Annotated in this window: 7 protein-coding genes; 3 read left to right on the plus strand and 4 right to left on the minus strand. The window is 71.9% G+C overall.

Annotation, left to right across the window (positions count from 1 at the left end):
* The first annotated feature begins 27 nt into the window (after positions 1–27).
* The gene (locus KBX00_RS24155; protein WP_210830354.1) at positions 28–2,235 is read left to right on the plus strand and encodes a carboxypeptidase-like regulatory domain-containing protein; all 2,208 of its coding nucleotides are present in this window, start codon (positions 28–30) and stop codon (positions 2,233–2,235) included.
* A 53-nt stretch (positions 2,236–2,288) separates the two neighbouring features.
* Here the strand turns inward: KBX00_RS24155 and KBX00_RS24160 are convergent, their stop codons facing one another.
* The 4 genes from KBX00_RS24160 to purS all read right to left on the minus strand — a co-directional run bounded on the left by KBX00_RS24160 (position 2,289) and on the right by purS (position 6,840).
* A complete protein-coding gene (locus tag KBX00_RS24160; RefSeq protein ID WP_210830355.1) occupies positions 2,289–3,044 on the minus strand; it encodes a 2-phosphosulfolactate phosphatase in 756 nt (251 codons plus the stop codon).
* Between the two features lie 4 nt (positions 3,045–3,048).
* Positions 3,049–5,829: a phosphoribosylformylglycinamidine synthase subunit PurL gene (gene purL, locus KBX00_RS24165; protein WP_210830350.1), complete on the minus strand. Its 2,781-nt coding sequence runs from the start codon at positions 5,827–5,829 to the stop codon at positions 3,049–3,051.
* Positions 5,830–5,896: 67 nt separating this feature from the next.
* Positions 5,897–6,580: a phosphoribosylformylglycinamidine synthase subunit PurQ gene (gene purQ, locus KBX00_RS24170; RefSeq protein WP_164446663.1), complete on the minus strand. Its 684-nt coding sequence runs from the start codon at positions 6,578–6,580 to the stop codon at positions 5,897–5,899.
* The gene (gene purS / locus KBX00_RS24175) at positions 6,577–6,840 is read right to left on the minus strand and encodes a phosphoribosylformylglycinamidine synthase subunit PurS (protein WP_210830351.1); all 264 of its coding nucleotides are present in this window, start codon (positions 6,838–6,840) and stop codon (positions 6,577–6,579) included. Before purS ends, purQ begins: the two co-directional genes overlap by 4 nt.
* Positions 6,841–7,288: 448 nt before the next feature.
* On the opposite strand from purS, the gene KBX00_RS24180 reads away from it, so the two are divergent.
* A complete protein-coding gene (locus KBX00_RS24180) occupies positions 7,289–7,969 on the plus strand; it encodes a trypsin-like serine protease (protein WP_210830352.1) in 681 nt (226 codons plus the stop codon).
* A 25-nt stretch (positions 7,970–7,994) separates the two neighbouring features.
* Positions 7,995–8,558 carry a YbjQ family protein gene (locus KBX00_RS24185; RefSeq protein ID WP_210830353.1) on the plus strand — a complete coding sequence of 188 codons (564 nt, stop codon included), beginning with the start codon at positions 7,995–7,997 and terminating at the stop codon, positions 8,556–8,558.
* The last annotated feature ends 127 nt before the right edge of the window (positions 8,559–8,685 follow it).

An 8,685-nucleotide genomic window follows, 5' to 3' on the forward strand; every position in this document is an offset into this window, starting at 1 on the left:
AGTTGCCGACGGCGTATTCGTACCGTGATGTTCCCCCGGCCGGCACCCGCCGGACAGGGGAGGTCAGTCCGGAAGGCGGTGGACGTGTCAACACACCGACGAGCCTGGCACAAGCGGGCCGGTGTGGTCGTGGCGCTGATGATCGGTGCCCTTCTCGCCGCCCCAGCCACACCCGCCTTCGCCGCCGAAGTTGCCGTCTCTCCAGATTCGGTGAACGTTGATGCCGGCAGCGACGCTACGGTGACCGTTCGCATCACGCCAAGCGTTGACGACAAGAGCGGCGAGATTAGCTTGACCGGTCTTCCGTCAGGGGTGACCTGCAGCAGTGGTTGTGGCAGCTTCCAGTTCACCGGTCCACCGCTGTCACCCAAGACCCAGTTGCTAACGCTGAAGGCGAATGACAACGCCCGCGATGCCAGTGCAACCGTTACCGTGCGCGTACAACCAGACGGCTCTGATCCTGACACCGCCACCTTTCGACTGACTGTGAAGGCGCAGGCGCCGCCGACGACGCAGGCGCCGCAGACGGTGCGGTCGATCTCCGGCAAGGTCGTCGACCAGGGCGGCGACGCGGTGGCGGGCGCGTACGTGCTGCTCAAGGACAGCGCCGGCAAGCAGCGCGACACCACCACCAACGGCGACGGCAACTTCCGGTTCACCGGCAGCAGCGACAACCCGATCGCGCCGGGGCGGATCGACATCGGCGCGAGCGCCGAGAACAAGAACGCCGTGGCGAGCTTCACCGCCAACGCCGGGCAGAGCATCACCGGACGGCGGATCACCCTCCCGATCGCGGCCTCGGAGAGCCCGAGCGCCAGCCCGTCGGCCAGCGAGTCGGCGGTGCCCACCGAGGACCCTTTCGAGGACGAACTCGGCGAGGACGAGGAGACCGCCACCGAGAGCGTCGCCGCCCAGGCCCCGACCTCCAACGAGGACTCCGGCGGGTTCGGCAACTGGCTGCTCATCCTGCTGGGCGGTCTCTTCGTGGCCGTCGGCGTCGGCACGATCGTGCTGCTCTGGATGAAGCGCAAGGAGAACGAGGACGGCGAGCCCGATGGTGACCTGCCCGCCGGTGCTCCGGCCGGCGCGGTCCCGGCGGCCCGTGGCCCGTTCGTCGGCGCCGACGACCAGACCCGGGTGGTGAACCGGGTCGGTGCCGCACCGGACCCGACAATGGTCGGCGGGCCCGGGTTGGCCAACGCGCCGACGATGATGCACCAACCGGTGATCGACGACGTCCCGCCGGATCCCTACGGCGCACCGCCGCAGCCCTACGGCGCCGCGAGCGGACCGGGTGGCTGGTCCGGTGGTGGCGGTTACGGCGACGAGCCGGGCGGATACGGTGCTGCGGGCTACGGCAACGCTCCCTCGTCGGGCGGCGGCTACGGCAACGCCCCGTCCTCCGGCAGCGGCTACGGCAACAGCCCGTCGTCCGGCAGCGGCTACGGCAGCCGCGACTACGGAGCCGGCAACGCCGGCCCGGAATACCCCCCGGCAGGTGGTGGCTACGGCGAGCGGTACGACGAGCCGACCGGGCGCTACCAGGGCGAGGAGACGGCCTACCCGGCCCCCGCCGACCCGTACGCCACCGGGATGTACCAGCCGGACGCCGGCGGCCAGGGCTACGGTCAGTCCGAGTCGGGCGGCTACGGGCGGAGCGGGGCCGGCGGCGACTACGGCCGCAACGAGCCCACCGGCGGGTACGGTCACAGCGACCCGACGCGGGGTTACCGTCACGGCGAGTCGGGCGGCTACGGCCAGAGCGACGCGACTCGCGGCTACGGCGAGGGTGAGCCGGGCGGCGGCTACGGTCAGGCCGACCCGAACCGGGGCTACGCTCCGGGTCAGTCGGATGGCGGCTACGGCGCGTCGCCGAATGGTGGATACGACCAGCCGGCAGGAGGCTACGGCCAGGACGCCGGGCACCAACGCGGTGGCTACGACAACACCAGCTACGACAGCGCCTACGACCAGGGTGGCTACGGCGGCGGCTCATACGGCCAGGAGGCACCCTCACGCGGTGGGTACGACCACGGTGGCTACGGCGGCGGCCAGGCCAGCGGCGGGTACGGCCAGGAGCCCCCACGCCAACGCGGTGGCTACGACGAAGGTTACGACCAGGGTGGCTACGGCCAGAGCGGCGGCTACGGCGACCCGGCCCAGGCCGGCCGTGGCCGACCTGACGGCGCACCCCAGGACCGGGGCGGCCGTCGCTTGGACTGGCTCGACGACTAGGGACCGGCCAGCGGACCGAGTTGGACCCGTAGGACGCCGGGCACCGCGAGCGGTCAGGCGGCGGAGAAGACGCCCTGCCGCAGCAGTGGGATGACGTCGGAGATGTCGAGGCGTACCGCGATCTCGACATCCCCGGCGAAGCCGCCCTCGATCAGCTCTCGGCCGGAGACACAGCCGCGGATCGCCGCCGGTACATCCGGGGTGCTGGCCAGCGCGGCCAGTGCCATCGCCGCCTCCACCGAGAGCCCGCCCGGCGCTCCGGAGAGGGCGTCCAGCACGCTGGCCGCGCCCAGCTGATCCTCCACCGAGGGGCGCAACGATCCGTCCGGCCATCGTTCCCCGGCGGCCACCACGCCGACCGGGGCGGCCGTCGAGCCGTACCCCTGGCTGGTCAGCCAACGCCCGACGGCGCGGGCGTTGCGCAGGTTGGCCGCGACCACCGGTAGCCCGGTGGCGCTGGCGGCGGCGCTGATCGCCGATCCGTTCGGCGACGGCAGCACCAGGTCGGGCACCACCGGAGCCCGACTCAGCGCGGCCGGCGACAGCGACCACGGATGGTCGCGGGTGACCTGCCGGCGGCCGGTGGCAGCGACCGCGCCGACCCGGCGTGCGTACGCGGCGGCCTGCTCGCCCCAGGGGAACGGATGCACGCGCATTCCCCGTCCCACCGCCACCTCGACGGTGGTGGTGAACGACAGCACGTCCACCACCACCAGTGCGGCGCAGACCCGGCCGAGTTCGGCCGCACCCGCCAGGCCCCAGTCGAACCGGACCCCCGACCCCGGTTGGGCGGATACGGCCGCGGCCAGCGCCTCAGCGCTCGTCGGGTGCGGCGGGCTGCTCGGTGTCACCGTGCTCCGCCCCGGGTGCCTCCTGGCTGCCCGCCGAGTCGGCCGGATCGGCGGCCTCGGTCGACGGCTGGGTTGCCGCGACGCGACCGCCACGCACCGGCGGGGTGGCCCGCTCAGCCGGCCGGTCGGCCGGCTCCTCACTCGGAGACGACGGGGCCTCGGCCGAGACCGGTACGGCCTCGTCCGGGGCCGGTTCGGTCTGCTCCGGTCCGGTGGTCGTCGCGTCGGCCACCTCGATACCCGGTGCGATGTCGGCCTCGGCAACCGCGTCGACGCCGGTGGTCGGCCCGTCGATGACGACGTCGGCGACTGCCGGATCGGTCACCTCGAACGGCTGCACGCCGCCGAACAGCGCCGGCAACGTGCCGGTGTACGCCTCGCGCAGCTCGTCCAGGCCGATCCGGAACTGGCCGTGCACCTCCAGCGCGCCGGCCGTCGGATCGGTGACGCCGATCAGCTCCCACGGCACACCGTGCTCACCGCAGAGCGCGGTGAACGCCTTCTCGTGACCACGCGGCACCGAGACGAGCACCCGACCGGCGGACTCGCTGAACAGGAAGACGAACGGCATCGAGGTGCCCTCGAACCGCTCCGGCACCGCGATCCGCGCCCCGACGCCGTGGCGCAGGCAGGACTCCACCAGGCTCTGCGCGAGACCACCGTCGGAGAGGTCGTGCGCGGAGCTGAGGTGCCCGACCCGGGCCGCGTCGGCCAGCAGGCCGGCGAGCTGCTTCTCGCGGGCCAGGTCCACGTGCGGGGGTACGCCACCGAGGTGTTGGTGGGCGACCCAGGCCCACTCCGAGCCGGAGAGCTCCACGTGCGTCTCGCCGAGCAGGAAGAGCTGGTCGTGATCGGCACCGGCGCGCGGGACGAAGCCCGACGCCACCCGGTCGGCGACGTTCTCCAGCACCCCGAGCACGCCGACGACCGGCGTCGGGTGGATGGCCGCCGCCCCGGTCTGGTTGTAGAAGCTGACGTTGCCGCCGGTCACCGGGATGCCCAGCTCGGCGCAGCCGTCGGCCAGGCCGCGTACCGCCTCGGCGAACTGCCACATCACGCCCGGGTCCTCGGGCGAGCCGAAGTTCAGGCAGTCGGTGACCGCGATCGGCGTCGCGCCGGTCACCGCCACGTTCCGGTACGCCTCGGCCAGCGCCAACTTGGCGCCCTGGTACGGGTCGAGCCGGGCGTACCGGCCGTTGCCGTCCACGGACAGCGCCACGCCCAGCCCGGTGCGCTCGTCGATGCGGATCACGCCCGAGTCCTCCGGCTGGGCGAGCACGGTGTTGCCCAGCACGTAGCGGTCGTACTGCTCGGTGACCCAGGTCTTGTCGCAGAGGTTGGGTGAGGCGATCATCCGCAGCACGGTCTCGCGCAGCGTGTCCGGATCGCCCGGCCGGGGCAGCGTCTCGGCCCGGTCGGCCTGGAGCAGGATCAGGTCCGCCGGCTCGCGCATCGGCCGGGCGTAGACCGGCCCGTCGTCCACGAGCGAGCCCGGCGGGACGTCCACCACCAGGTGGTCCCGCCAGGTGATGTGCAGCCGACCCGGCGAACCGTCCGACTCGGGCGCGGTGACCTCGCCGATCGCGGTGGCCCAGACGCCCCACTTCTCGGCGGTCTTGAGCACCGCCTCCAGCTTCTCCGGCGCGACGACCAAAAGCATCCGCTCCTGGGACTCGCTGGCCAGGATCTCGTGCGGCTCCATCGAGGGCTCACGCAGCGGCACCCGCTCCAGCCACACCCGCATGCCGGTGCCGGCGGAGGCGGCCGTCTCGGTCAGGGCGCAGGTCAGGCCGGCACCGCCGAGGTCCTGGATGCCGACGACGAGTTCGGCGTCGTACAGCTCCAGGCACGCCTCGATCAGCAGCTTCTCCATGAAGGGGTCGCCCACCTGCACGGACGGGCGGCGCTGCTCGCTGCCTTCGGTGAAGGTGGCGCTGGCCAGCACCGACACGCCACCGATGCCGTCCCGGCCGGTCTTGGCGCCCATCAGCACCACCACGTTGCCGGGGCCGGTGGCGTCCTTCTTCTGCAGCCGGTCGACCGGGAGCACGCCCAGGCAGAGCGCGTTGACCAGGGGGTTGCCCTGGTAGCAGGGGTCGAAGACCACCTCGCCACCGATGTTGGGCAGACCGAGGCAGTTGCCGTACCCGCCGACACCGGCGACCACGCCAGGCAGCACCCGGGCGGTGTCCGGGTGGTCCGCAGCGCCGAAGCGCAGCGGGTCCATCACCGCCACCGGGCGGGCGCCCATCGCCAGGATGTCGCGGACGATGCCGCCGACACCGGTCGCCGCGCCCTGGTACGGCTCGACGAAGCTCGGGTGGTTGTGCGACTCGACCTTGAAGGTCACCGCGAGTTCGTCGGAGATCCGCACGACCCCGGCGTTCTCCCCGATGCCGGCGAGCATCCGGTCGCTCGGCGGGGCCTTCTCGCCGAACTGCCGCAGATGCACCTTGCTGGACTTGTAGGAGCAGTGCTCGCTCCACATGATCGAGTACATCGCCAGCTCGGACTGGGTCGGCCGGCGGCCCAGGATGTGCCGGATGCGGTCGTACTCGTCGTCGGCGAGCCCCAGCTCGGCGTACGGCTGGAGTTCCTCCGGGGTGCCCGCGGCGCGCGGCACGGTGTCCACCCCGTCGGCCCAGTCGGTGGCCGGCGAGACGGCGGCGTGCCGGGCCGGAGCGGCCAGCTGCGCCGGGGCCGTCTCCGGGTTCTCCCGCACCGGGTCCGGGTGCGTGGTCATGACGTCTCCTTGTTGCGCTCGCCGCCCGACGGGCGGGTGAGCCGACCGATGATCCCGCCGCGGACGGTCACGCCGGCGCCCCCACCAGGTGCTTCAGCACCGAGGTGAAGAAGCCGAGGCCGTCGAGGGAGGGGCCGGTGAGCGCCTCCACCGCGTGCTCGGGATGCGGCATGATGCCGACCACGTTGCCGGCCTGGTTGGTGATCGCGGCGATGTCCCGCTGCGATCCGTTGGGGTTGCCGCCGACGTAGCGGGCGACGACCCGGCCCTCGGCCTCGAGCTGGTCCAGCGTCGCCGGGTCGGCGACGTAGCAGCCCTCGCCGTTCTTGACCGGGATCAGCACCTCCTGGCCCGGCTGGAAGGTGTTCGTCCAGGCGGTGCCGGTCGCCTCGATGCGCAGGATCTGGTCGCGGTTGCGGAAGTGCAGGTGCTGGTTGCGGGTGAGTGCCCCGGGCAGCAGGTGCGCCTCGCAGAGGATCTGGAAGCCGTTGCAGATGCCCAGCACGGGCAGGCCCCCGCCGGCGGCGTCGATGATCTTCTCCATCACCGGCGCGAACCGGGCGATGGCGCCACAGCGCAGATAGTCGCCGTAGGAGAAGCCACCGGGCAGAACCACCGCGTCCACCCCGTGCAGCTCCGCCTCACCGTGCCAGAGCCGGACCGGTTCGGCGCCGGCGATCCGTACGGCCCGGGCGGCGTCCCCGTCGTCGAGCGAGCCGGGGAACGTCACCACACCGACCCGGGCGGTCACGGCCGGGCTTCCGCTGGCTCGTCGGTCTCGACCAGACGGACCGTGAAGTCCTCGATGACCGGGTTGGCGAGCAGCTTGTCGGCGATCTCCCGGGCCCGGTCCAGGTCCGGTTCACCGGTAAAGTCGATCTCGATCCGCCTGCCGATCCGTACCGAGGCGACGTCGTTGACGCCGAGCCGGGGCAGCGCGTTTGCGACGGCCTGGCCCTGAGGATCGAGGATCTCGGGCTTGAGCATGACGTCGACGACGACGCGAGGCACTGGGCACTCCTGACTGTGTACGCAGTTGGGTGCCGACCCACAACGGGCGAGCGCAGCCAGCCTACCTGGCAGATGCCGCACCGGACGCACCGGCCGGACGCCGCTGGAGTGCCGCTCCGCCCTACCCGCACGGACAGATCGGGACCGATACGGGTTCGTTGCGATCCCGATACGGCTTCGTTGCCGGCTCCCCTTCGGCCGGCCCCGGCCGGGCCGATCGTCTTCGCGACAGCGCAGCTGAGGACCGCCGCCGGTCGTGCGCGGCCCGGCACCGGGAAATCCAGCTGTTACATCGCCCTGTTTCAATCAACCTCTTGTGAAACACCTCACCGGGCCCTACGGTACATCGTCAGGCGTCGATGTATCGACGTCGCGGTGGCGGATCACCCCCGTCCGTCCCCGCAGGCCGGCCCGGTGAACCCGGGTCCTGGGAACCCGAAGGAGTCCCATGCGCATCCGATCCCTGATCGCGGTCCTCGCCACCGCCATGGCCGCGGTGATGGGCGCCAGTTCCGGCGCCGTCGCCTCACCCGTCGCTCCCCTCATCATCGGCGGCGGCACCGTCTCCTCGGCACCGTGGGCCGCCGCGGTCTTCAGCAACGGCTCGTTCACCTGCTCCGGCACGATCATCGCCCCGCAGTGGGTCCTCACCGCGCGGCACTGCCTCGGCGGCTCGATGTCGGTCCGGGTGGGCAGCGTCTACCGCTCCTCCGGCGGCGTCACCCGCACGGTCAGCGCCACCTACGGCCGGTACGACCTGGCCCTGATGCGACTGTCCAGCTCGGTGAGCACCAGCTACGTCACGCTGGCCTCCAGCAACCCGCCGGTCAACTCGACCAACTCGATCTACGGCTGGGGCATGACCTGCTACAGCGGCTGCTCGGCGTCGACCCAACTCAAGACCGCGAGCGTCCGGGTCACCAGCACCAACGTGAGTGACGCGTACGGCGGGCAGGCGATCCGGAGCACCCGGATCAACGGCAACGCCTGGCGTGGCGACTCGGGCGGCCCGCAGTTCTATAACGGCCAGCAGGTCGGCGTGGCCTCCACCGCGGACGGCCAGAGCATCCAGAACTACGGCAGCGTCGCGTACAACCGTGCCTGGATCCGGTCGGTTTCCGGCGTCTGACGCCTTAGCGCCCGTGGCGGCGCGGATGGTGGGCCCTGCGCCTGCCGTCCGCGCCGCGCGGTTTTTCAGCATCCGAGCAGGTGAACAGGGCTCACGATGTGCCGCACCTGGGCCTGCCAGCATCGGAAACGTGCTGGTCGTGACGACGGATCAACTTCCCGGCTACGAGATCCGCCAGATCCTCGGCGAGGTGGTCTCCTCCATGGCCAGGACCCGCAACCCGTACCGCGAAGGGGTGAAGAACCTGCGCGGTGGAGCGTACGACCCGATGGCACCGGACAACCTCACCCGCTGGCGTACCGACTCGGTGGCCCGCCTCGGCGAGGAGGCCCGGCGGCTCGGCGCGAACGCGGTGGTGGGGATGCGGTTCGACAGTCGCGACTGCGGCGAGATGTGGATGGAGATCTGCGCCTACGGCACCGCCGTGATCGTGGTGCCCAAGGTCCCCGACGTCATGCCCCCCGACCAGCCCCTGGTGGCCGCGGAGACCGCCCAGGACCCGGCCTTCGCGGAGGAACTCGGCGCCATCGCCGAACCGGCGAGCGCCCCCACCCTCCGCACCGCCGCCGAAACCCCCACCCGCGACTGACCCCACCCTCCCACCCACCCACCCACTCCCACCTCGTTGATCATGAAGTTATTGCCTTCCCGCTCAGCGCGGCGCGACAACAACTTCATGATCAACGAGAGATGCCGGGGGTGGGGGTGGGGTGGGG

Origin of the sequence: Micromonospora sp. C95, assembly GCF_018070465.1 — a bacterium.
GTDB lineage: Bacteria > Actinomycetota > Actinomycetes > Mycobacteriales > Micromonosporaceae > Micromonospora.